20 protein-coding genes and 1 pseudogene are annotated in these 24067 nt (G+C 40.3%); 6 read left to right on the forward strand and 15 right to left on the reverse strand.

The features are described 5' to 3' along the window. The first annotated feature begins 109 nt into the window (after positions 1 to 109). Genes AC2TFD_RS29950 through pepT form a run of 3 tightly spaced genes read left to right on the forward strand, consistent with a single transcriptional unit; the run spans position 110 to position 2764 of the window. Complete coding sequence (locus AC2TFD_RS29950; protein ID WP_484674704.1) at positions 110 to 1084, forward strand: nuclease-related domain-containing protein; 975 nt, start codon at positions 110 to 112, stop codon at positions 1082 to 1084. Continuing rightward, on the forward strand, positions 1074 to 1490 hold the full coding sequence (locus AC2TFD_RS29955; RefSeq protein ID WP_484674705.1) for a hypothetical protein: 417 nt from the start codon (positions 1074 to 1076) through the stop codon (positions 1488 to 1490). Before AC2TFD_RS29950 ends, AC2TFD_RS29955 begins: the two co-directional genes overlap by 11 nt. 47 nt (positions 1491 to 1537) lie before the next feature. Beyond that, positions 1538 to 2764 (forward strand): peptidase T, encoded by a 1227-nt coding sequence (gene pepT, locus AC2TFD_RS29960; protein WP_484674706.1) that lies wholly within the window; start codon positions 1538 to 1540, stop codon positions 2762 to 2764. Between the two features lie 38 nt (positions 2765 to 2802). Here the strand turns inward: pepT and gltC are convergent, their stop codons facing one another. Further along, positions 2803 to 3708, reverse strand: a complete 906-nt coding sequence (gene gltC / locus AC2TFD_RS29965; protein WP_335508734.1) for a glutamate biosynthesis transcriptional regulator GltC — start codon at positions 3706 to 3708, stop codon at positions 2803 to 2805. Between the two features lie 129 nt (positions 3709 to 3837). Here gltC and gdhA point away from each other — a divergent pair, with 129 nt between their 5' ends. Next, complete coding sequence (gene gdhA / locus AC2TFD_RS29970) at positions 3838 to 5220, forward strand: NADP-specific glutamate dehydrogenase (RefSeq protein WP_335508732.1); 1383 nt, start codon at positions 3838 to 3840, stop codon at positions 5218 to 5220. Between the two features lie 39 nt (positions 5221 to 5259). On the opposite strand, the gene AC2TFD_RS29975 is transcribed toward gdhA, so the two are convergent. From AC2TFD_RS29975 to AC2TFD_RS30015, 9 genes and pseudogenes are all read right to left on the reverse strand, one after another. Beyond that, on the reverse strand, positions 5260 to 6480 hold the full coding sequence (locus tag AC2TFD_RS29975) for a dicarboxylate/amino acid:cation symporter (protein ID WP_484674707.1): 1221 nt from the start codon (positions 6478 to 6480) through the stop codon (positions 5260 to 5262). A 30-nt stretch (positions 6481 to 6510) separates the two neighbouring features. Next, positions 6511 to 7113 carry an ABC transporter ATP-binding protein gene (locus tag AC2TFD_RS29980; RefSeq protein ID WP_484674708.1) on the reverse strand — a complete coding sequence of 201 codons (603 nt, stop codon included), beginning with the start codon at positions 7111 to 7113 and terminating at the stop codon, positions 6511 to 6513. Continuing rightward, positions 7103 to 8026, reverse strand: a complete 924-nt coding sequence (locus AC2TFD_RS29985; protein ID WP_484674709.1) for an ABC transporter ATP-binding protein — start codon at positions 8024 to 8026, stop codon at positions 7103 to 7105. Before AC2TFD_RS29985 ends, AC2TFD_RS29980 begins: the two co-directional genes overlap by 11 nt. Positions 8027 to 8046: 20 nt before the next feature. After that, the gene (locus AC2TFD_RS29990; RefSeq protein ID WP_484674710.1) at positions 8047 to 8880 is read right to left on the reverse strand and encodes an ABC transporter permease; all 834 of its coding nucleotides are present in this window, start codon (positions 8878 to 8880) and stop codon (positions 8047 to 8049) included. Continuing rightward, a complete protein-coding gene (locus AC2TFD_RS29995) occupies positions 8877 to 9863 on the reverse strand; it encodes an ABC transporter permease (protein WP_484674711.1) in 987 nt (328 codons plus the stop codon). The genes AC2TFD_RS29990 and AC2TFD_RS29995 overlap by 4 nt, the downstream gene beginning before the upstream one ends. Positions 9864 to 9883: 20 nt before the next feature. After that, positions 9884 to 11455, reverse strand: coding sequence for an ABC transporter substrate-binding protein (locus AC2TFD_RS30000; protein ID WP_484676391.1), 1572 nt, complete (start codon positions 11453 to 11455; stop codon positions 9884 to 9886). A gap of 165 nt (positions 11456 to 11620) precedes the next feature. Beyond that, on the reverse strand, positions 11621 to 12202 hold the full coding sequence (locus AC2TFD_RS30005) for a hypothetical protein (protein ID WP_335508716.1): 582 nt from the start codon (positions 12200 to 12202) through the stop codon (positions 11621 to 11623). A gap of 12 nt (positions 12203 to 12214) precedes the next feature. Next, positions 12215 to 13393, reverse strand: coding sequence for an Alp7A family actin-like protein (locus AC2TFD_RS30010; protein WP_335508715.1), 1179 nt, complete (start codon positions 13391 to 13393; stop codon positions 12215 to 12217). Positions 13394 to 13732: 339 nt separating this feature from the next. After that, positions 13733 to 13981: pseudogene (locus AC2TFD_RS30015) on the reverse strand (DUF3052 domain-containing protein); the annotation flags it as partial. Between the two features lie 198 nt (positions 13982 to 14179). Here AC2TFD_RS30015 and AC2TFD_RS30020 point away from each other — a divergent pair. After that, entirely contained in the window at positions 14180 to 16015 is a 1836-nt protein-coding gene (locus AC2TFD_RS30020) for a M6 family metalloprotease domain-containing protein (protein ID WP_484674712.1), read from the forward strand. A gap of 116 nt (positions 16016 to 16131) precedes the next feature. On the opposite strand, the gene AC2TFD_RS30025 is transcribed toward AC2TFD_RS30020, so the two are convergent. Next, positions 16132 to 18264, reverse strand: a complete 2133-nt coding sequence (locus tag AC2TFD_RS30025; protein ID WP_484674713.1) for a peptidase M6 — start codon at positions 18262 to 18264, stop codon at positions 16132 to 16134. 281 nt (positions 18265 to 18545) lie between these two features. On the opposite strand from AC2TFD_RS30025, the gene ilvA reads away from it, so the two are divergent. Next, the gene (gene ilvA, locus AC2TFD_RS30030) at positions 18546 to 19763 is read left to right on the forward strand and encodes a threonine ammonia-lyase (protein ID WP_484676392.1); all 1218 of its coding nucleotides are present in this window, start codon (positions 18546 to 18548) and stop codon (positions 19761 to 19763) included. 41 nt (positions 19764 to 19804) lie between these two features. Here ilvA and AC2TFD_RS30035 read toward each other — a convergent pair whose 3' ends face one another. Genes AC2TFD_RS30035 through opp3b form a run of 4 tightly spaced genes read right to left on the reverse strand, consistent with a single transcriptional unit; the run spans position 19805 to position 23896 of the window. Next, positions 19805 to 20740, reverse strand: coding sequence for an ABC transporter ATP-binding protein (locus AC2TFD_RS30035; protein WP_335516442.1), 936 nt, complete (start codon positions 20738 to 20740; stop codon positions 19805 to 19807). Further along, a complete protein-coding gene (locus AC2TFD_RS30040) occupies positions 20737 to 21792 on the reverse strand; it encodes an ABC transporter ATP-binding protein (protein WP_335516439.1) in 1056 nt (351 codons plus the stop codon). Before AC2TFD_RS30040 ends, AC2TFD_RS30035 begins: the two co-directional genes overlap by 4 nt. A 19-nt stretch (positions 21793 to 21811) precedes the next feature. Further along, complete coding sequence (gene opp3C / locus AC2TFD_RS30045; protein ID WP_335516436.1) at positions 21812 to 22966, reverse strand: oligopeptide ABC transporter permease; 1155 nt, start codon at positions 22964 to 22966, stop codon at positions 21812 to 21814. After that, positions 22967 to 23896 carry an oligopeptide ABC transporter permease gene (gene opp3b / locus AC2TFD_RS30050; RefSeq protein WP_335516433.1) on the reverse strand — a complete coding sequence of 310 codons (930 nt, stop codon included), beginning with the start codon at positions 23894 to 23896 and terminating at the stop codon, positions 22967 to 22969. Positions 23897 to 24067: the final 171 nt, after the last annotated feature.

Below are 24067 nucleotides of genomic sequence, written 5' to 3' on the forward strand. Positions count from 1 at the left end.
TGTAGTCAATCACAGTGTACTCCCATTGACTACACTGGTCAATGGTGGATAAGTTATATTTTTTACAAAATTATGAAGTTTATATATTTACCTGTGGAGATGTGCTAGGATGCGGGTGGAGGTGAAAAATATTAGTACAATAAATCGATCTGATTCACTTACATTAACAGGGCTGATTTATGCACAGGGAAGGTTACCGAACACTCACCCTACAGTTTCTGTATTATCTGGGAAACAAGCTTCAATTGAAGCAGGAATTGGCGGAGAGAAACAGGTAGCCGAAGTTCTTGAAAAGTATACTTTTCCTTTTAAAAACAACATTTTCCACGACTTATCACTCTCTTCAGATAGCTACTTTCAAATCGACCACTTATTAAAAACACCTTACTTTGGCCTTGTTTTAGAAACCAAAAACATGGCCGGCACCCTAGAATTCAAGGAAAATCCCCCTCAACTGATCCAAAGAAAAGAAAATGGGCAAATAAACTATTATGAAAGTCCAGTTGTTCAATTGGAACGGAATCTTGAACTATTAGAATCCTGGTTAGAGGAAAGGAATATCCATTTACCTCTATTTGGTGCTATTGTCTTAGCCTATCCGAAACAACATGTGGAAATCCCCCCAGCGAATACAACCTTGCTATTTCCTAAAATGATTCCACCATACTTTAAAGGCCTTTCACAGCAAGGGGACAAGCTTTCTAGTAACACCTTTAACTGGCTGTATGCGGAAATGAAGAAATGCGATCGTACTTATATTCCAAAACCGATTTGTGAATCATATCAAATTCCAGCTAGTGACATCATACCGGGTGTAAGATGTTTAGACTGTGGTAGGATAGGGATGACTAAGCTGCCACGAACATGGCACTGTCCACACTGCAAGGTCAATAATCATCTTGCACATGAGAAGACATTGTTAGAGTGGTTTTTAGTAGTGAAGAGGAGTATCACGAATAGGGAGTGCCGGGATTTTTTAGGGGTGGACATTCATACAGCTAAGCGTATTCTGCAAAGTATGAATTATATTACCTGTGGAACGTTTAAGGACAGGACATATAGGATGGATTTTAATGAAAAATAGGTATCATATGTTGTTTTCTCCCGGTAGTTCGTACTATCCGCCAGTATTTCTTGCCATCCGCCAGTATTTCTCGACATCCGCCAGTATTTCTCGACATCCGCCAGTATTTCTCGCTATCCGCCAGTATTTCTCGCTATCCGCCAGTATTTCTCGCTATCCGCCAGTATTCCTCGCTATCCGCCAGTATTTCTCGACATCCGCCAGTATTCCTCGCTATCCGCCAGTATTTCTCGACATCCGCCAGTATTTCTCGACATCCGCCAGTATTTCTTGCCATCCGCCAGTATTTCCCGACATCCGCCAGTATTTCTCGCTATCCGCCAGTATTGAAAAAACAGGATACCTATTTTCAGCAAACCCATCCAACCAACCCCCCCCTCATACAAATTTCCGCCCACCCCCATAAAAATGCTATTATAAGGTTGTAAAAAATCAAAAGGGAGTGCTGCATACGTGAAGAATGAGATGATTGAACGATTTACTTCCTATGTGAAGGTGGATACGCAGTCGAATGAGAGTAATGAAAACTGTCCTTCTACACCGGGCCAACTCACATTAGCCAATATGTTGGTGGAGGAGTTAAAGTCGATTGGAATGCAGGAAGTTACGATTGATGAAAATGGTTATGTCATGGCGACGTTACCGTCCAATACGGATAAAGAGGTGCCAACGATTGGATTCCTCGCGCACGTCGATACGGCAACCGACTTTACCGGCAAAAACGTGAACCCGCAAATCGTAGAAAACTATGATGGCAGCGACATCACACTAAACCCAACTGTCACCATGTCGACAAAGGATTTCCCTGCACTTGCAAGCTATAAAGGGCATACGCTTATCACTACGGATGGCACAACACTTCTCGGTGCTGATAATAAGGCAGGAATCGCCGAAATCATGACCGCAATGGCTTACCTGGTCCAGCACCCAGAAATCAAACATGGCAAGGTCCGCGTTGCGTTCACGCCGGATGAGGAAATTGGCCGAGGCCCGCATAAATTTGACGTTAAAGCCTTCAATGCCAAGTATGCCTACACCGTTGATGGTGGACCGCTTGGGGAGCTAGAATATGAAAGCTTTAATGCGGCCGCAGCCAAAATTACCATTAAAGGAACCAATATTCATCCGGGTTCAGCAAAAGACAAAATGGTAAATTCAATGAAAATCGCCATGGAATTACATAGCCAACTGCCCGCTTTAGAAGCGCCGGAGCATACAGAAGGATATGAAGGGTTCTATCACTTGATTTCTTTTAACGGTGATGTCGAGCAGACGAAGCTGTACTATATTATTCGCGACCATGACAAAGAAATCTTTGAAAACAGAAAAACGACCATCCAAACCATTGTCAACCAACTAAATGAAAAGCATGGCAAAGATACGATCCAACTAGACATGAAAGACCAATACTACAATATGGGTGAAAAAATCAAACCTGTCATGGAGATTGTTGACATTGCCCAGCAGGCAATGGAGAACCTTGATATTAAACCGCTGATCAAACCAATCCGCGGCGGTACGGATGGTTCCCAGCTATCCTATATGGGACTGCCAACACCAAATATCTTTACAGGCGGGGAGAATTTCCACGGCAAGTATGAGTTTATATCCGTCGATAACATGATCAAAGCCACCAACACGATTATCGAAATTACGAAACTGACTGAACAAAAAGCATAATCAAAAAAAGAAGCTAACCGATTAAGGTTGGCTTCTTTTTATCTCTGGTAACGGTCCAGAATCGAGAAGAAATCCTTGAGAAAGTCATAGAAAAGCTTAACCGTAGGGAGCATTTTCCGTTCCTTATGAATAATGACACCGACCGTACGGGTGACATCAGGCTCCGTAATCGGAACCTTAACAGTAGACCTCGGGATTCCCTCAACTAGTGTGATTTCAGGGATTAACGTGATTCCGAGCCCTGCTGATACCAATCCTTTTATCGAGTCAATATCTTCCCCTTCAAATGACACATTGGGTTGAAATGCTAGCTGTTCACAGGCATTGACAATGATTTCCCGTAAAACAAATCCCTTTGGAAACAGTACAAAGGATTCCTCACGCAATTCGCTTAATTTTATTGAATTCCTGTCGGATAGAGGGTGACTTAAAGGCAGTAAGGCAACAATTTTTTCTGTAAAAAGGGTTGTGCCGGTCAGGTGCTTCTCATGTTTTGGTACAGGACCAATTAATGCCATATCATATTCGCCATGGTTGACACCTTCAATTAACTCTTTATATGAGCCTTGTTTTAATTGAAATTTCACTTGAGGGTAGTGCTCCCGAAAGGCAGAAATGGTGGTTGGAAGTGTATAAGAAGCAAGGCTCGTTGGAAATCCTATGCGTATTGTACCTTTCAGCGGATCTAAGTATTCCTCAATTTCCCGTTGCGCTTCATCTATTACCTTCATGGCTTGTTCCATATGTTCTAAAAATATCTGTCCGATTCGCGTCAGCTTAACATTTCGCCCTTCCCTAATAAACAAGTCGACACCTAGCTCTTGTTCTAAATTAAAAATCTGCCGGCTAACAGCGGATTGGGCTACATGCAGCTCTAATGCGGCTTCCGTTACATGCTCACGCTTTGCAACTTCCATAAAATATTGAATTTGGCGTAATTCCAACGTACTCACCTCGATTCATCTCATTGTGAGATGGATTTTATCTATAATCAAGATTGTTTAGATTATTATTTAATTATAAAATAACCTTATTCGATAATCTAATAATTTAAAAAATTTGGAGGGGTTGCAATGAAAACAATCGAGCAACTGAAACAAGATAATCAAAGTGAAGCACTTCAATATGTAAATGAAGTGTTCAATACAGTAATGATCCGCAATCCTTATGAATCCGAGTATCAACAAGCGGTTAGGGAAATTTTCGACTCACTTATTCCTGTTTTTGTTAAACATCCTAAATACATGGAACAAAGTATCCTAGAAAGAATTGTTGAACCTGAAAGAGTCATTTCCTTTCGAGTTCCTTGGGTAGATGATAATGGGAAGCCTCAAGTAAACCGTGGCTTTCGTGTACAGTATAACAGTGCGATTGGCCCATATAAAGGAGGTTTACGCTTCCACCCATCGGTTAATGCCAGCATTATTAAATTCTTAGGCTTTGAGCAAACTTTTAAAAATTCATTAACCGGCCAGCCTATCGGCGGCGGTAAAGGCGGAGCTGATTTTGATCCTAAAGGCAAGTCAGACGCAGAAATCATGCGCTTTACGCAAAGCTTCATGACCGAACTTTACCGACATATCGGCCCTGATGTCGATGTACCTGCAGGGGATATCGGAGTAGGCGCTAGAGAAATCGGCTATATGTTTGGACAATACAAAAGAATTCGCGGTGCCTATGAAGCAGGTGTGTTAACAGGTAAAGGACTTGGTTATGGCGGAAGCTTGGCACGTACAGAGGCAACTGGCTATGGAACAGTTTACTTTGTTCAGGAAATGTTAGCGGACCAAGGATTAAGCTTTGAAGGAAGCACCGTAGTCGTTTCCGGTTCAGGAAATGTTTCAATCTATGCGATGGAAAAAGCACTCCAATTTGGTGCAACGGTTGTTGCCTGCAGCGATTCAAACGGATATATATATGACCCAAGCGGTATTAAGCTTGACACTGTTAAACGCATAAAAGAAGTAGAAAGAAAAAGAATCAGTGAATATGTTCTTGAGCACCCAGAAGCCGAGTATTTCGAAGGCTGCAGCGGTATCTGGTCCATTCCTTGTGACATTGCTCTACCTTGCGCTACTCAAAATGAAATTGATGAATCAGCAGCAAAAGTCCTTGTTTCAAACGGAGTAAAGGCTGTTGGTGAAGGTGCAAACATGCCATCTACACTTGAGGCTGTTGAAATATTTTTAGAAAGTGATATCCTGTTTGCACCAGGGAAAGCTGCAAATGCCGGCGGTGTAGCGGTTTCTGCTCTAGAAATGGCTCAAAATAGCCAAAGATTAGCATGGACATTTGAAGAAGTTGATGCGAAGCTACATGAAATCATGACTAACATCTATCGTAACAGTATGAAAGCAGCGGATGAATATGGATATCCTGGCAACCTTGTTGTCGGTGCAAATATCGCTGGCTTCTTAAAAGTAGCAGACGCAATGATTGCACAAGGTGTAATCTAATAAATTTAGGGGTGCTCCGAATGGGAGCACCCTTTATTTTTATGACGCTTTTTTCAGCCAATTCTTACCCTCTACCAATCGCGAAATCATCATCCCGGCAACATTATCTCCGCTGGCATTCAGCATGGTCGCCGGCGGGTCAATTAGTGTACTAATCGCTGCGATAATCGGTAAAGCTTCTGGCGGGAATCCAAATAAACTTAGGATTAACATTTCACCAATCATTCCGCCGCTTGGGATGGCCCCCATCACGGCTCCGACTAGAAGTGAAACACTAATAATTAAAAAGAAATTCCCAATACCTGAACTATTCATATCAAAAATACCAAACAAAAAGATAATTTTCAGTACGCCGCCAATAACTGAACCATCTTTATGTAAGGCAGCTCCCAATGGAATGGTCGTATCCCTGATATCTTTTTTAATTCCCATCTTAGCAGATGCTTCTAAATTAGCAGGTATAGAAGCAGCACTGGAGCAGGTGGCAAGCGCCGTGATCGAAGGTGCCAGCATATTACTCCAAAAAACTTTTACCCCGTACCCTTTACCTGCCATAAAGGCATAAATGGTAAAAGCAATAAAGAAATAGACAATGGACGCTGTATAATAAGTAATACCTGCCTTGATATAGGAGCCTAATAGGATGGGACCGTACTGGCCCACTAAAGTGGCAAAATACGCCCCGAGACCAATAGGTGCCAGGTACATAATCAAGGAAACTACCTTCATCATGACCTCAGAACCTGAGCTTAAAAAGCTGCTAAAAGCTTTTCCTCGTTCTCCGATCGATTGGGCAGCGAACCCAATTAGGATGGAAATCACGATTAAAGCCAGCATATTGCTTCTAGAGAATAATTCCACAAAATCTGGTACCGTAAAGGTTTTTACAATTTGTGTAACTGTATTTAACTCCTCTGTGCCTTCAGGTTTTACCAGTTTTATATTAACCCCTTCACCGGGATTTACAACTTTTACAATAAAAAACATATAGATGGCTGAAACCAGTCCTGTAAATAGGAAAGTTCCGAACATCCAGCCAATAATTTTTCCTAACCTTTTTGCTCCACTCATGTTGGCAATCGATGAAGAAATAGTAAAAAAAATCAGCGGTACAATAATTGTAAATAATAGATTTAAAAAGATATCGCCAACGGGCTGAAAAATAACTGCATCCTCTTTCATGGCTAATCCTAAAATCGCACCAACAAAGATGGAAAGCAAAAGGATCATCGGAAAGCGATAGTTTTTAAATTTTTCCATCTTGATTTTCTCCCTTAGACAACTTAGTGCCTAGTTATTTGAAATATCAACAATTCTACTGCAAAGTCTTTCGATAAGAGGTGCTTCATGGCTGATCACGAGAATTCCGATATTCCGTTTTTGAGCGATATCTAGGACAACCTGCCAAATTTGGGCTTGTGTAATCGAATCCAGCATCGTCGTCATCTCATCCGCTATGAGAAATTGGGTCTTGGGACCAAGTGCTCTTGCTACGCAGAAGCGCTGCAGTTCTCCGCCTGATAGCTCGTTAGGCCAGCGGTGCAGCCATTCTTTTTCAATCCCTAATCTTTCTAGTAATTCATCATCCGGATCCCAGCCCTCATGAAGAATTTTCTGCATTCTCCATTTAGGATTTACAGCTTTTTCAGGGTGTTGAAACACAAGCTGAACAGGATGATAACCAGTTGTTGGCAGGGGAGAGTCATTCAGCGTTACCATCCCTTCTAATGGCTTTTCATACCCCGCAAGAATCCTCCCAAACGTTGTTTTCCCAGCACCGCTTGGTCCGACCAATCCGACAATTTCTCCTTTTCCGATCGCCAACTGCAGGTTACGAAACGTCCAACTATTTTTCTGATAACCAAAACCAACATCTATCGCTTTAAGTTGCATGCAAACACCTAACCATTCCGTCTCGAATCATTTTTTCAGCAGGCAGCTCCTTCGAACACTCTGAGGTGGCAATTTCACATCTGGGAGCGAAAGGACAGCCTTTAGGTAAATCATGAGGGAGCGGCTGCGACCCTTTAATCGGAATGAATTCATTCTGGGGAAGGGCTCTCCATAATGCCTTTGTATAAGGGTGCCTCAAGTTCTTACCCGTGCCGAAAAAATCTCTGACAGGTGCAATTTCAACAACTGTTCCAGCGTAAAAAACGGCAATTTTATCTGCAATTTTTAAAGCAAAATCAATATCATGCGTAATAACCATCACTGCACTGCCATTATCGGCCAACTCCCTAAAAGAGCGTTCCGCTTCCTTGATGACTTCTGAATCAAGGCCTGGTGTTGGTTCATCAGCAATGATCACACTGGCTTCACTTACGACTGCCATTGAGACGAGTACACGTCTCGCCATTCCACCCGATAACTGAAAGGGAAATAATTTTTCTACATGCGGTTGTAATTTATATTTTTCAAAAATTCTCTTTTGTGCCGTAACTGCATTTTGCTTTCTAACCGAAGTTTGCACCTGTGAACCTATTTTCATGAGCGGGTCTAAAAACTTAACGGATTGCGGAACGAGTACTATCTCATGACCACGTAAATTTGCCAGCTTTTCTTCGTTCAGGACCTGACCATTGAAGAAAACACTGCCGGTCATTGCCGCATTTCCTGGTAAAATCCCAAGAATCGCATGTGCTAATAGGCTTTTCCCCGAACCACTCGAGCCTACAACCGCAACAATCTCACCTTTATTTATGGAAACATTTAAGTTATGAATCACTTGATTCTTTTCCTGTCTTAATCCTTTTGAATAATGAGAAAAGGAGATAGACAGGTCACGGACCTCAAGAATTGCCATAATCCCTTTCACCCCTTGTCTTATTCATTGGCACGACCTGGGTCTGTTAATGATCGCAGTCGATCCCCTACTAAATCGAAGGCACGTACCACCAAAAGTAAACTTAATCCTGGGAAAAATGCCAGCCACCACATGCCTGTTGACAAGTAACGCATGGATTCGGAGAGGATAATCCCGATAGCGGGTTGATGCGGTGATAGACCCATACCTAAAAATGTTACCGCCGCCTCATGCAGAATTGCGTGAGGAAACAGCAAAAACAAGCCGACTAAGAACTGTGGTAACAGATGAGGAAGGATATGATGGACTGCAATAAACCACCTTGATTTTCCAAGCCTTTTTGAACTTTGAACAAACTCAGCACTTTGTAACTGCATGACCTCGGCCCGTATCACCCTTGTTAAGCTTGGCCAGTGGGTGAGTGCTAAACCAATCACAACCCCTTTCATACCTCCGCCTAGTACAAAAGAGATTAAAATCAGCATCACTAAATGCGGGATACTTAAAAAAAGGTCAACCAGCCATGAAATGATAGCATCTGTGACTTTCCCCATTGTTGCAGCCATGATCCCTAACCCTACCGCTATTGTAACTGAGGCGGCAGCTGCTATCAGACCGACTAGAATACTAATTGACAACCCTTTTATCGTCCGAGTTAGCATATCCCTCCCCAGCCAGTCTGTTCCAAATGGATGGGCTAGTGTAGGGGGGAGGTTTCGGTCATCTAAATTGGTTACCATACCTTCATTACTTAAGAGTTGACCTCCTATTAAAATAGCTATTAAGAGAGCGGAGGTCACGGTGGTTACGATGACCGTCCTCTGCCTTTTATTTAATGCCAGCATTGAACTCATAGCGATCTTTTCTCCTTTATCCTTGGATCAATAACAAAAGAAATAAGATCTGCCATTACATTACCAACAAATACAAAGATGGCGCTAAAGATGACTAGTCCTAAAAGGAGTGGAACATCCCCGCGAAGTCCTGCCTCAACCGTTGCCTGTCCTAAACCTGGATAGGAAAAGACCTGCTCGGCTAAAACTGCACCTCCAAATAATTCACTAAATGCGGCAAAATGGAGCGTAATCGCCGGCAAGGAAATATTCCTTAACCCATGTCTCCATAGAAGGGTAATCCCCTTTTCTCCCTTTGCCTTAGCAAATAAGATATATTCACTTGAAAGGACCTCAATGAGCTTTTGTCTCGTATGTAAAGCAATATTGGCGACGCCGATGATACTAAGGGTTAAGGCAGGCAGGATGATATGCCTAATACGATCGAGAAGGGTAACATCTTCTGCAAGAACTCCAGCAGGAACTCCCATTCCGATTGGAAACCAATCTAACCAAACAGCAAAGACCATTAACACCAGCAGTCCCATCCAAAAGGCTGGTGTCGAGGCTAACGTATAACAATAGCCTTTAATCACCCGATCCTGCCATTTCCCTTTTTTCATTGCTGCTATTATTCCTAAAATAAAGCCCAGAACGCCTGATATGACCCAGGCAATACTCATGAGAGCAAGGGAGTGAAAGAATTTCTCACCAATGATATCCGTGACAGGCCGCCGATAAATCATCGACGTACCAAAATCCCCTTGTAATACGGAGGCACCCCAACGGAAAAATTGTTCTGCAGGTGGTTCATTTAGCCCCCAATTTTCCGCAATCTTCTCTCGCTGCTCAGGACCAACCCTCATCATATCCGCACCAATATAGGCTTGTATCGGATCGATAGGTGAATGGCTGATCAATATAAACGTAATCAAACAAATGGCGAACAGGAGAGAAACAAGCCTGATGCCTTTCCTTACTAAAAATGAGACTATACTTTGCATTTTTGTCTCGCACCCATCATTTATTCCTCATTCCATTTCCAGTCCACTAGGTTATCCGTAATTGGCCAGCCATGATTATGAGGTTGAATTCTCTGCTCCCCGATATCCAATTTTTCATTCACTAGATACAAGTGATCGATATTTACCAGCCATGCCCATGGTGCATCACCTAATGAACTAAATCCGGTCATACCATCCCATTGGGCTTTTTTCCAGTACTCAAGCGCTTCTTCCTCAGTAATCGCTGCTAATGCCTTTTCCAAATACTCGTCTACTTTTTCATTTTTATAAAAACCTGCGTTATAATACTCCATTCCTGCCATTTTTCCGCTAAACAGATTATAGATCTCAAGCGGATCATGGCTGCCCCAGCCCATTATCACTGCATTCGAATGCATTAGCGATTCAATTTCGTCCCAGCTCTTACCTTCAACATTTATTTTTATTCCTAATGGTTTTACCATATCCGCAACAGAAATAGCTAACGATTGTCTAATCCCATCACCAGCAGGGTAAAGGAGATTAAATTCCGCCTTTAATACTCCTTTTTCAAGAAGACCATCATCATTTTCGTCTTTCCAATCACCATTAGCCAAGATTTCTTTTGCATGTTTCAGGTTACTGTCTTTGATTTTTGTCTCTTCATTTCCCCAGGGCAAGCCATCTGCTGCTGAGTAGCCAGGTGTACCGTGACCCTCTAAAACTCCATCCACTAGAGCTTGGCGATCAATCGCAACATTAATAGCCTTCCGAATCGCGATGTCTGCTGTTACATCGTTGCCGATAGCAAAACCATCTTTTGTTTTTTCGCCTGAAGGAACATAAGGGAACATAATTCCACGATTATCCACACTTTGAACAGCTTCAAGACGCATACCAGAGACGCTATTCTTACTAAAAGAGGCAGGAATATACGCCATATCTACCTGGCCTGCTTTGGCTGCAGCAAAGGCAGCATCCTCATTTAAAAATAAGAAAGTAATCTTTTTAAAATATGGCTTTGTACCGTAGTATTCAGGGTTCCTTTCAATAATAATTTGTTGACCTTTATCCCACTGGACTAGCTTAAATGGACCTGAACCAACTGGATTTTCAGCATAGTGATCATCATAGGCATGCCTTGGGATTATTCCCAAAGCTAACAATGAATGAATAAAGGTTGAATTCGCATGGTGAAGGTGAAATTTAACCGTAGCGGCATCGGTAACCTCTACTGACTCAAGAATATTCAAATCAAGAACGGAATCACTTGTTAGTGCAGTTTCAAACGTAAATTTGACATCCTCCGCTGTTAATGGCTGTCCGTCTGAAAATAGAACATCGTCCCGTAGTTTCACAGTCCACGTCTTGCCATCCTGACTAACATCATAGCCTGTTGCTACGTCATATGTAATCTTTAAGTTGTTGTCTCTTTTTAGTAATGTACTTTGAAATAGCGGCGACCCATATTGCCCCCAGCCTAAAGCTGGATCAAAGCCTGTTTCCGGCTCATTTCCCACTGCTAAAACAAGCTCCTCTTTATTCGTTTCATTATTTTCTGCTTGGTTATTTTTCTCTTGTGCACAACCTGCAAAAATAAGTGAGAGCACCATAAGTAAAAATAAGGCCGTTTTTTTCAAGTTGCCCACTCCAATCCCTATAAAAATAGGTAAAATCTTTTCAAGAAAATTATAGCATAGGATACAAAATAGGTATTAAAATAACCACAAAAAAGATAAGCAAGAAACAATGCTTATCTCCGAATCTATTATATATCATTACTTATTCATGCTAGCTAGAAATCCGCCCAATAGATCATCTAGGTCGGGCTCTTCCTCTACCTTTTCTTCTTCAACCAAAGGTTCCGCTGTCTCCCAGTTAAACTCATCTAAATCATCCATATCGGATAAATCAATAGAAGCAGCGACTTCCTCATCGGTGCCATCATTGTCTCGATAGGAATGAATTTCAGGAATTCTTTCCTCCTGTAGATACAAGGCCTCGTCGATATCAGTTGAATGGCTGTTTAAGCTTGCCAGCAGGGTGGTAGACCGTACTGGATCAGAGATTAGTTGATAGATAATGCTCCCCAATAACGCCTCAGAATGCTCGTGCTTCAACCAATCGCGCTGTGCCTTGGTTAGCTTTTTGGGAAGAGGGACCGACACCATTTCCCGCTCTTTTGCATTCGCCTTACTAACGCCCTCCATCACAAATTCTGCGATTTTACTAGAAAAATTTCTTCTTTCGGTTTCCTTTAACTTTTGCAGCTGTTTGACTATATGGTCTGGGGTGTCAGAAGGGACGCGAAAGGAAATCGCCTGTCCCCGCTGAATTTCATTGGATCCTGCTTTTTTCATCTCATCACCCTATTAATTGGTAACAGGTTTTTTTGGTTGTTCAACCTTTTGTTTCTCTGATTTTCTAACAAAATCCATGATGAGCTTGTAATAAGCATTGGCCATCATCCAAATACTTTCCTTTTCATCTTCAAAGAAATCAATATTATAACCATCAAGGTTATTATTTAACGTTTTAAGATAATCTTTTAAAACCGTCGCACCACCACCGACAAAATAGCAAATTTCTGTTTGAGAGTTCTTTGACCAAACATTCCGTAATAAACGATATTGTTTCTTTGCCAAATCAAGCAGAATGCGGTCCGTAATATCATGTACACTCGTTCTGCTACCTCTCACCATGATATGATTCCGGTCGTTTTTCTTGGTGATAATGTCCACCACATCGCGGCGGCTATCTAGTTCCACACCGTGCTTTGATCTGATTTCCTCACGAATTTGTTCTAGTGATTCTGATACGCCTAGATTAAACCCTTGTGCCTTATCATCATCAACATTTCGATTTTTAATAACAGCAATATCTGTTGATAAACCGCCAATATCTTGAATTAAAATACGCTTATCAATTAAGTCCTTATTAATGATTTTTGCGTTATTATCCATTACTAGATTAATATAAGCTGCAAATCCCTCTGGATATACCTTAATTTCATCAAACTTAATATTGACTTTTAAACCTTGGTATTTAGGCGTAACCAAGAACTCAACTTGGTGAACAGATCCAATTAATTTCGAACGATAGCCTGCGTCTTTACCTTCCTTAACTTCACGAAGGGGGAGACCTGTTCCCAATGTATAATTCGCGTCGATGATATTTTTCACCTGACGGAAATTATTTTTATTAACATCCTTAACGGCATCTAAGGCTAGCGTAGTGAAAAGCAGAATTAAGGTTTGATCCTCTTCGGATTTACTGCTGCCAGGATCTAACTCTGTCGCATTAACACTTTTAGTTGCCAAATTTCCCACACGATAAATTGCATTATTATCTTTCAATGCGGGAGAATGCACTTTGATATGTATGCCATCAAGAGGGTTTTTATCATCTAATTCTTCAATTCCAATTACGGGGCGATCCTCTGTATCCCTTGCAATGATATTAGGAATATTAAGCTCATATTCTAATTCTCCAAAAATAGCCTTAATCGAATCATTCCCTACGTCAATTGCTGCCACTCTAGTATTACTCAAAATGACCATCCTCTCATTCTCTTATATTAGAAGTAAATGAAAATCTGTATCTAGCTTCTCTAGTTTTAGTTTATAGAAGATTGATAGATTCATCAATAAACTATTTGAAAAGAAATGAATGTGTAAAATTGTAAACATTATGTAATCGTTGTATACAAATGTGTTTACAACGTATACAAACTTGTACACATGGCTATATATCAACATGTATACGAGTTCGTAAACTTGTATACATTTTTGTATACACTATGTATACAAGTTCGTTTACATGTTTACAGAAAGTGTGTACAAGTAGACGGAAAGTGTATACATAAAAAAAGACCCAGAATTAACCAGAATCTACTCCTTATTTGTACGTCTTATACCTTCTTCGGTTACCGCAAAATCTCGAATTATTTTCTTGATTTTTTCAGGCTTTCGGAATCGTAATGCTGACCAATCATCATCAATCGCAATTTGCCGAACTGGTTCATAACCTTCTTCAGAGAGCATACCTGTCACAGTTTCACGGCTGCAAACGGAGCCTTTATAGATCTTCGAAGACTTCTTTGGGTAACAGAGCCATAATAAACCATCATTATTGATGTTGTACATGAGTTTTCTGAACATTGTAGTATTATAACCATCTTTCTATCTCTTAAGTCTAGAAAAACTAAATTTTCAATATATGTAAAAAATAGGTATTTCGCCTCCCTAAATTTAAAGGTAATTAGGCACTTTGTTCCTCCTATATTTTTGATAATTCTGATATATTATAATTCTTAAATAAATTTAGGAGTGACGTACATGTTAAAAGTACTATCAAAAACCGGTCTAACTCTAGCATTAGCTGGAAGTATTGTTGCAGCAGGCTTTCAACCTGCCGAAGCCCCATCTACAACAAAAACTACATACTCTTTAAGCCCAGCTGATTTCGTTGGAGCTGCTCCAGAGCTAGCTGCAAAGGCAAAAGAACTAGGTATCGATTTATCTAAGGTCGACCCTGCAGAAAAGGCTAATATAGGAACCAAGTTCCAGAAACCTGGTGACAACCACGTAGCATATAAAGCTGCTACAGGGGATGTACCTGTTCTAGTAATCCTAGCGAAATATGCAAATAGCGATGAACCAGTTGGTGACTTAGAAGGACAAGTCCCCGCTCATTACTATGAAGACTTAATTTTTGGTACTGAATATAATCCATATGAATTAGAAGAGTTCAAACAATACGCAACCTATAATGGAGTGGCGGCTCCAACAGATCGTACAATGCAAAATGCTTATAAAGAGTCTAGTAACAATAGAATTAATTTAGTACGCAAAGAAAACACTGAGTTTGTCTGGGTAGAAATGCCTAAGGGAGCCTCTTACTATTTAGACCAAGAAGGTAAGTATGCTGAAAATGGCAGATATGTACTAGGTAACGTAAACGGAGACGCTCATACTGGGGAATTCATCCGAGACCTTCTTAAAGCAGCTGACACACAAGTAGACTTCTCAAAGTATGCTGAAGATGGGGAAGTTCCAAACGTTTTCGTTATTCATGAAGGAACGGGAGCTGAGTGGAGCCAAGACCCTGCACAATTTTGGTCCCACAAATGGAGTCTATTAAGCGCATTATACTATGGTAAATACTATGAAACTGGTAAACCAGCAGATGTTCATGCTGGAATGAGTCAAAGTGCATGGATAAATCAGACGGTTGCTAATGATATGACGTATGATGGAGTAATTGTAAATAACTACAATATTCAGCCTGCTATTGGCGGTAACGTTGCTGGATTTAATTTAACTACAGGCGGCTATGATGATGCTTCTAAAACAGGTCCATATCCTGCACAGGCTGGGGTATATGCACATGAATTTGGACATGCATTAGGTCTTCCTGATTTCTATGATACTGTTTATACATCTGAAGGTGTTGGAAACTACTCAATGATGGCTGGCGGCTCTTGGATGCGTTATCCTGATAACGGGGCATACTCTGGTAACTCACCAACTCACTTTGATCCATTCTCTAAGGTTTTCCTTGGCTGGACTGAGCCAATTGTAGTTAAACCAACTGATGGAGTAAAAGAAATTACTTTACCGTCCATTAATAACGCCACTGCCACCGATGGAATCGTAAAAATGGAAGTCCCAGGTTCTAACGGAACAGAGTATTTCTTATTTGAAAACGTCCAACAAGATGGCTTTAATAAAGGTTTAATTCGTCAAGGCACTGATTCCCATGGATTATTAGCATGGCATGTTGATGAGAATATCATCAACCTATATCAAACTGCAGGATTCCGTCCTAACAACGTTGAAAACTGGATGAACAAGCGATTCCAGTTTAATCAAGCAGAAACAGCTAGCAACGGCACTGTTGTCACTCATTATGGCTTATCCCTTCTTCAGGCAGATGGGAAATATGACTTAGAAAAGAACCTAAACCGTGGTGATTCTGGTGACTTCTTCAAGACAGGCGCGAAAATCACTCCAACCTCGTCCAATGTTCATACTGGTTCCTACTACTTCTGGAAGGGCTATAGCGCGACCCCAGCAGACTCTGGAATTCATGTGACGGATATCAAAGAAAATGCTGATGGTTCTATCACAGCGAAATTCTTCTATAGTTTTAATGAAGCAAAACAAAAATAGCAGGCAAATGAAAAACCTGGGTCCACTGCGGCTCAGGTTTTTTGGATAACGTCATACAAAAAAACCCAGTTACTGACATTCTATCTGTCAATACCCGGGTTTATTTACTTAATTATTTACTTAACTTTTTTCTTGTTCTGTTTTAATTTAACTTCATATGAAAACTCAACCGAATTTTTATCATCCGCAGGAGCTGCGTAGGATGTAATCATATAATTCTTTCCATCTTTGAATAACTGTCTAAGATTTAATGCATCCTCTTCAGTAACATTGAATGGATCGACTGTAATTACTTTATAGTTTGTTTTAGCACCCTTTTTATTCCCAACTTCTTTTTCGTTGATAAATGTTACGGTGTAGTTTACATACTGTCCAGCAATCTCTTGTAAAGATTTGAGGCCGTCTGTAGAGTTTCCATCATTGCTATAACCGATTTCTGGAATTTCAATATTATCAATAAACCAGCCACCGTCTGTGTGACCCCAGTCCGTTAAGTAACGGAAAGAAACCAATACTTCTTGACCAGCATACTCACTTAAATCAAAAGATTCCTCTTGCCAAGCTTTTATATTTCCTGTAAAGCCAGGTAGGTTTTCTTTAATTTTCGGATAGCCTTGCTCAACAACATCACTGCGAGTGTTTGCATTTGCTAAGCTCTTCCAAGTCTTACCGCCATCCGTTGATACTTGAACTACTCCGAAATCCCACTGCTCTTCGATATCAAGGTAATTGTCAAAGTTTAATGTTGCTGCAGTAACACCAGATAAATCTGCTTCAAGAACTATTGCATTGTCTGATTCATCACCCTGACCGCCCCATAATACGTTATTTGCAGGATTTTCAGGATCAGCAACAGATACCCATGGAGTACCCAAGAAGTCCACCCCATCAAAAGAAATACTTCTAATTTTATCTTGGAAATCTAATTCTTTAAAATCGCCGCCCCATGCCGGAACGCCTTCTTTTTCAAATGTTTTAGCCTTTTCAAAGTCTATCGTCTTACCTCTAATTTCACCGTTCGCATTTACAACCATATCTCGAAGGTCAATACTATCAAAATTATAAACTCCATTACCGACTCTATCTGAATCAAGTGTTAAAGCCGTAATAAAATTTTGATAAAGTTGGGTAAAATCAAGTTTTGAACCATGTGCTTTTAAAACTTCATCCACACTGCTTATGCCTTGCTTTGTATTTAATGCGAGGTCACGAATGAACTCTTGTCCAAATTTATCATTCATATATAGCGTAAATAGGTATACTTGACCATAGTCAGCAATCGTTTCAGGACCTGTTTTTGTTACACGGTGCTCATCCCAATTTACCAATGAATTTTCAGGATGATCGAGGTAGAAGTTGATAGAACTATCATCGTGACCATAGCCGCCAAGGTATTCAGAAAAAGTAGACATACCTTCATTTATCCATGTCTCTTCTGCACCATCATTGTCTGCGTGGATTAAATGCTGTAATTCATGAATCGTTGTTCCGAAGAATGTTGACTCTAAACGAGTTTCCCAGCTATTTGTATCGATTGTAATAATGTTTCTATCAATATAGTTTTCTAGTGTTTGCCAAAAGAAACCAGCTACAAAGAATGGATAAGTCGGGTCATTATAGTTATCATCCTGGATATTATCTACTAACATGATAATTTTATCGCTGCCTTCATAATACCCCTCTGGCAGGCCAACCATTTCAGGTAATGGAGAATGAGAACCATCAAGTGTATCAGGTGTTCCAAAGAACTCTGTAGCCTTAGGATAGATATTACGATCAAATTCATCACGTAATTTATCCACTTGTTCTTGTGTTACGACATGTGCAGGTCGTGGGTCACCTGCTTTAAAACCAAGGTTATCCGCCACCCAAATTTCAACATTTTCACCTACACTGCGCAGCGTAAACTGTTTAAAAGCTAAATTCCTATTTAAAAACAATTTTTTCTCTCCAACGCTCACAGTAGAGATATTGTTTGTTGACTCTTCAGAAGTTCCATCTTCATTAAAATTAATTTCTGCTGCCTGTTCTTTCATTTTCTTTTCCGCCTGCTTTAAGTAAGAAGAATCATTACTTAGTAGATTTAGCTGACCATCTATATCTACTCGATCTCCATAACGCTCTACATCCCATTTTGGTGCTGTGGCTTCAGCTGCGTTGACCTTTGAATCGCTAACTGAAAGTGGTGCAAAAAGTGATAGAGCCAGTGCACCGGTTGATAGGATTGATAAAAGTTTCTTCTTTTTCATTTCCAAGTTCCCCCTTTTATGTATAGTGTTTTCCAAATAATAGTAACATAATGAATTTTTTCAACATATAGTTATTTTGTCGCAAACTAACCCCTGCTAAAGATTCAATTTTCTGACAACCGCCATGGAACTTATTACTTATAATGGGATTTATTCTACTAGTCATTTGCGAGACAAAAGACCCAAATCATTATTGTGGTAGTATTTCCGGGAAATAATTCATAGTTTTTCTAGTACAGTACATCCTAAGAATAAATATGCGTGTCAGCAGGAGGAATTTTATTGTGAATGTAGATGATATTATCATTGCCCGAGAGAAGATGAAGGGAGTGATTCATACAACACCTTTGGACTACTCAAAAACATTTAGTCTGCTTGCTCATAATGAAGTATATTTGAAGCTTGAAAACCTCCAAAAAACGGGTTCCTTTAAAGCAAGGGGGTCCTATAATAAGCTGATTTCCTTAACAGAAGAAGAGTTACAGAAAGGGGTTGTGGCTGCTTCTGCAGGGAACCATGCCCAAGGGGTGGCATATTCAAGTCAAATGTTGGGCGTAAACTGTACCATCGTAATGCCAAAAGGTGCACCGTTAAGCAAGATTCTCGCAACAAAGCAATATGGGGCCGAGGTGATACTAGAAGGGGATACCTTTGATGATGCCCTTTCCTATGCTTTAGAGTTAAAAGAACAAAGGGCTGCCACCTTTATTCATGCCTTTGACGATGAAGCCATTATAGCCGGACAAGGGACTGTTGGTTTAGAAATCCTTGATCAGCTTCCCGACGTAGAGGCTGTTATCTGCCCTGTAGGCGGCGGCGGGCTGATTGCAGGGGTAGCAATGGCTATCAAGGAGAAGAACCCTCATATCGGTGTATATGGAGTTCAGACAGTCGCCTGTCCTAGTATGAAACAGTCCTTAATAGAAAAAAGCCCTGTAATGGTAGATTCAACACCAACGATGGCAGATGGAATCGCCGTAAAAAAACCGGGGCAGAAGACATTTGAAATTACACAAAAATATGTTGATGATGTTTATTGTGTGGATGAGATGGAAATTGCTAGAACAATGCTTATGCTATTAGAGAGAAATAAGCTGTTAGTAGAAGGCTCCGGTGCCTGTTCTCTTTCATCTCTTTTATATGAAAAAGTAAAGTTGAAAGAAAAGAAGGTCGTCGCTGTTCTAAGCGGTGGAAATGTCGATATGAATTTTATTTCAAGGATAATAGAACGAGGATTAGTGGAGTCAGGACGATTTGCTGCTTTTAACATTACCCTTAAAGATAAGCCAGGTGAACTTCAAAAGGTTTTAAGCTCACTGACAGACTTAGAGGCAAACATTCAATCTGTTAACCTGCACCATATGGGTAAAAATATATACCCGGGCTATGCACAGCTAGAGATTTCCGTTGAAACCAAAAACAATGAACATATAGACATATTATATAAAGTACTAAAGGAAAAAAACTATAGCGTTGAAATGACTGATTTTCAGCCATAAAAAAGAGTGTTGATATCTCAACACTCTTTTTTTGTGACTGCTTATTTTACTTTTTGCTCATTCTGATATCTTTCAAATTCCTTTGCCGTACAACGTACAAAGTGTCCTGGAATCACTTCTCTAAGCTCAAACTCACCACTTGTATCATGTACAGATGGATCATAAGTAATACGTTTGCGGGTGCGCTCATACCTTGGATCTGGAAGTGGAATAGCTGATAGCAATGATTTTGTATAAGGATGAATAGGATTATTGTATAATTCATCACTTTCCGCTAATTCAACTAAATTACCCATATACATAACGCCGATCCGATCTGATATATATTTAACCATTGAAAGGTCATGGGCAATGAACAAGTATGTTAAGCCGCGTTCTTTTTGCAGTTTCTTAAGCAAATTGACTACCTGTGCCTGAATGGACACGTCTAGTGCAGAGATTGGCTCATCGGCAATAATAAACTCAGGATCAACAGCCAGCGCTCTAGCAATCCCAATCCGCTGTCTTTGACCGCCGCTAAATTCATGCGGGAATCGGGTTGCGTGTTCTTTGTTAAGACCTACTGCTGCTAATAATTCTTCAACCTTTTGTTTCCGTTCTGCATCATTTTTTACTAGTTTATGAACATCTAGTCCCTCAGCAATAATATCTAAAACCGTCATACGAGGGTTCAAAGAGGAAGAAGGATCTTGGAAGATCATTTGCATTTTTCGATTAAATTTAAGCAGCTCGGATTTTGACTTCTTGCCATGAACATCTTCACCATTAAATTTAACTTCCCCGCCAGTTGCATCATAAAGACGAATAATCGTTCTGCCTGTTGTTGACTTTCCACAACCTGACTCACCAACTAGACCAAACGTTTCACCTTTATAAATATCAAAGCTTACACCATCGACAGCTTTAATCATGTTCTTATTCCCAACAGAGAAATGCTTTTGTAAATTTTTTACTTCAAGTAATTTTTCTCGAGTCACTTTTTGCCACCGCCCTTAGCACCAGTATTCGCAAAACCTTGCATCCTGCGCTTAACGGCATCAGGTGGTTCGATTTTAGGTGCATCTTCATGTAACAGCCAAGTTGCCGCATAATGTGTGTCTGACACTTTAAACATCGGCGGTTCCATCACTGTATCGATTTCTAATGCAAATTGGTTTCTAGGAGCAAACGCATCCCCTACAGGTGGATTAAGCATGTCTGGCGGGCTGCCGGGTATCGCAAACAGTTCTTCATCCGTACTATCTAATGTAGGCATGGAGCCAATTAATCCCCATGTATATGGGTGCTTAGGATTATAGAAAATATCATCTACCGTTCCAATTTCAACAACTTTACCAGCATACATAACCGCAACACGATCCGCTACGTTTGCTACCACACCAAGGTCGTGGGTGATAAAAATAATCGCGCTATCCGTCTTCTGTTGAATGCTCTTCATTAGTTCCAAAATTTGCGCCTGAATGGTTACATCAAGTGCGGTTGTCGGCTCATCGGCAATTAAAATCTTCGGATTACATGCCAAGGCAATCGCTACAACCACACGCTGACGCATACCGCCCGAAAATTGATGCGGATATTGCTCAATTCGCACATCAGGTCTTGGAATACCAACAAGCGTCAATAATTCAAGAGCCGTTTTTCTTGCCTCTTGTTTACTCATATTTTGGTGCTTAATCAGACCCTCCATGATTTGATTTCCAATTTTCATTGTCGGATTTAGAGACGACATCGGATCTTGGAAAACCATAGAAATGTCTTTTCCGCGGATTTTTTGCATTTCTTTATTTGTCTTCTTCGCAAGGTCTTCCCCTTCAAGGAGGATTTGCCCTTCTTTAATGTAGCCATGCGGTTCTGGAAGTAGTCTCATAATTGCATTAGAGGTTACTGACTTGCCTGATCCAGATTCCCCAACGATGGCCAATGTTTCGCCTTTATTTAAATCAAAGCTAACACCCCGAACAGCATGCACTTCACCGTTGTAGGTGTTAAATGATACTTTTAAATCTTTGACTTCCAATAATTTCGTCATTTATTAAACACCTACCTTCTTATTTATGCATTTTCGGATCAAATGCATCTCTCAGACCGTCACCAACAATATTAAATGCAATCATAAGTACCGAAATTACAACTGCAGGGAACACAAGCATGTAAGGATAAAGTCTAAGGTTATCAAATCCAAGGTCAATTAACGAACCAAGTGAAGCATCAGGAGGAACAATACCTAGTCCAATAAAACTTAAGAATGCTTCAAAAAAGATAGCTCCTGGAACAGTAAACATCGTGTTAATAATGATAATACCACTGATATTTGGAACCAAGTGTTTTCGAATGATGGTACCATTAGATGTTCCTAACGTTCTTGAAGCTAAAACAAACTCTTGGTTCTTTAGCTTTAGTACTTCACCACGAACAATTCGGGACATACCAATCCAGCCTGTTATCGTCAGAGCAATTACAATTGAAGTAATCCCCGGCTGTAGTACAAGCATCATTAAAAGGATAATGACTAAGTTAGGAATACCAACTAAAATCTCAGCTATACGCTGCATGATATTATCAACTTTTCCTCCATAAAACCCGGAAATTCCGCCATACGCAACCCCAATCACAAGGTCAAGCACTGCGGCAACAACAGCGATGATTAAAGAAACCCTTGTACCTTCCCAAAGTCTTGTCCATTGATCTCGCCCCAGGGCATCACTTCCGAACCAAAAATATGTGTCTTTCATATCTTTTGCCTCGTATATATGATAGGTTGCCTTAACTTCAGCAGAATTTTTAGTACCATCGCCTTCATTAATGACTTCAAGATCAATAAAATCCTCTTTATTATCAAATCTAGCATTTGCCTTAGCCGTAGCTTGGTTAACATCTTTACCTTGGAAAGTAGCTGTTAATGTACCATCTACGCCAAGCCAAGAGACCTTTTCCAATACGGGTATACGCGGAGGCATTTTTGCCCTTTTCAAATCCTGATCATCCGAACCAAAACTGTTCATCCAAGGACCCACAATACTCATAATGACAATAAGCAGGATTAGGAACATGCTGAAAACAGCGGGTTTATTATTAAAAAGTGTTCTTTTAGCGTCCTGAAAAAACGTTCTGCTCGGAGCTGAAATTTTTTCGCTCGTATCCTCTTTACGCACAAGAGGAACAAATAAATCTTTTGGTATATTATTCATGTTCTTTTTATCCATTTATTTATTACCTCCTGCTAGTCTAATCCTAGGATCAATCAATCCGTAAAGGAGGTCGATGATTAAGATAATTAAAATAAAGCCAAATGCAAATAATAATGTTGTTCCCATTATTGTTGGATAATCATTTACCATAACAGAGCTTACAAATTGTTCCCCAATGCCAGGAATAGCAAATATTTGTTCAATAACCAACGAACCGGTCATCAAACCTACGGCCATTGGACCTAAAACAGTAATTAACGGAATGAGTGCATTACGCAAACCATGCTTTAAGATTATTCCTGATTCAGCCACACCCTTAGCACGTGCGGTAGTGATGTAATTGGAATGTAATACTTCTACCATTTCTGTTCTTGTAAAACGTGCTGCGGTCGCCATTGGGTGAATAGCCAAGGCAATTGTCGGTAAAATGCTATGTTCAAATTTTCCCCATAGCGCCACCGGAAACCATCCTAACTTCACAGCAAAAACATACTGCAGTAATCCTGCAAATACAAACGATGGAATGGAAGTACCTAAAACAGCAATGATAGTAGATGAATAATCTATTGGTCCGTTTCGGAAAATCGAGGCCAATAATCCAAGGAATATACCAATGATTGAACCTACTACTAAAGCCTGAAATCCTATTTGTGCAGATGGCCCGATTCTGTCCATCAATATGGTTGTAACTGGCGTATTATCAAATTTAAAGGATACTCCCAAGTCACCCTGTACAAGTCCTCCAAGATATTTAGCATACTGGACTGGTATTGGATCATTTAATCCATACTTTTCAAGAATGATTGCCTTTTGTTCTTCGCTTAACTTATCCTCTGCATTTAGCGGGCTACCCGGCAAAATTTTCATCAGAAAGAATGAGAATGTCGCAATAATAAATAAAGTTATAAGCATATACCATGCGCGACGAAGTATATATCGAGTCATTTTTGCACCTCCTAAATTTCTCTTTTCTCTTTATTATATGTCATATCTTGTCGATTATAAATTTTTATTATAATCGGAATATTCAGGTCCACAGGTGAAAAGAGAGCATATGCCTAATAGCATATACTCCCTTTCAATTTTTTCATAGCATTTTTTATATACTATTTTTTT

This window comes from Neobacillus sp. plas4, from assembly GCF_057221695.1.

Coding starts and splice junctions, on each gene's coding strand:
- gdhA (WP_335508732.1), top strand. CDS start 3,838: ATGAAAACAATCGAGCAACTGAAACAAGATAATCAAAGTGAAGCACTT.
- AC2TFD_RS29985 (WP_484674709.1), bottom strand. CDS start 8,026: ATGGCAATTCTTGAGGTCCGTGACCTGTCTATCTCCTTTTCTCATTAT.
- AC2TFD_RS29950 (WP_484674704.1), top strand. CDS start 110: ATGCGGGTGGAGGTGAAAAATATTAGTACAATAAATCGATCTGATTCA.
- AC2TFD_RS29980 (WP_484674708.1), bottom strand. CDS start 7,113: ATGCAACTTAAAGCGATAGATGTTGGTTTTGGTTATCAGAAAAATAGT.
- AC2TFD_RS30000 (WP_484676391.1), bottom strand. CDS start 11,455: ATGGTGCTCTCACTTATTTTTGCAGGTTGTGCACAAGAGAAAAATAAC.
- AC2TFD_RS30005 (WP_335508716.1), bottom strand. CDS start 12,202: ATGAAAAAAGCAGGATCCAATGAAATTCAGCGGGGACAGGCGATTTCC.
- AC2TFD_RS30040 (WP_335516439.1), bottom strand. CDS start 21,792: ATGACGAAATTATTGGAAGTCAAAGATTTAAAAGTATCATTTAACACC.
- AC2TFD_RS29955 (WP_484674705.1), top strand. CDS start 1,074: ATGAAAAATAGGTATCATATGTTGTTTTCTCCCGGTAGTTCGTACTAT.
- opp3b (WP_335516433.1), bottom strand. CDS start 23,896: ATGACTCGATATATACTTCGTCGCGCATGGTATATGCTTATAACTTTA.
- AC2TFD_RS29990 (WP_484674710.1), bottom strand. CDS start 8,880: ATGAGTTCAATGCTGGCATTAAATAAAAGGCAGAGGACGGTCATCGTA.
- AC2TFD_RS30020 (WP_484674712.1), top strand. CDS start 14,180: ATGTTAAAAGTACTATCAAAAACCGGTCTAACTCTAGCATTAGCTGGA.
- opp3C (WP_335516436.1), bottom strand. CDS start 22,966: ATGGATAAAAAGAACATGAATAATATACCAAAAGATTTATTTGTTCCT.
- AC2TFD_RS29975 (WP_484674707.1), bottom strand. CDS start 6,480: ATGGAAAAATTTAAAAACTATCGCTTTCCGATGATCCTTTTGCTTTCC.
- AC2TFD_RS30025 (WP_484674713.1), bottom strand. CDS start 18,264: ATGAAAAAGAAGAAACTTTTATCAATCCTATCAACCGGTGCACTGGCT.
- AC2TFD_RS29995 (WP_484674711.1), bottom strand. CDS start 9,863: ATGCAAAGTATAGTCTCATTTTTAGTAAGGAAAGGCATCAGGCTTGTT.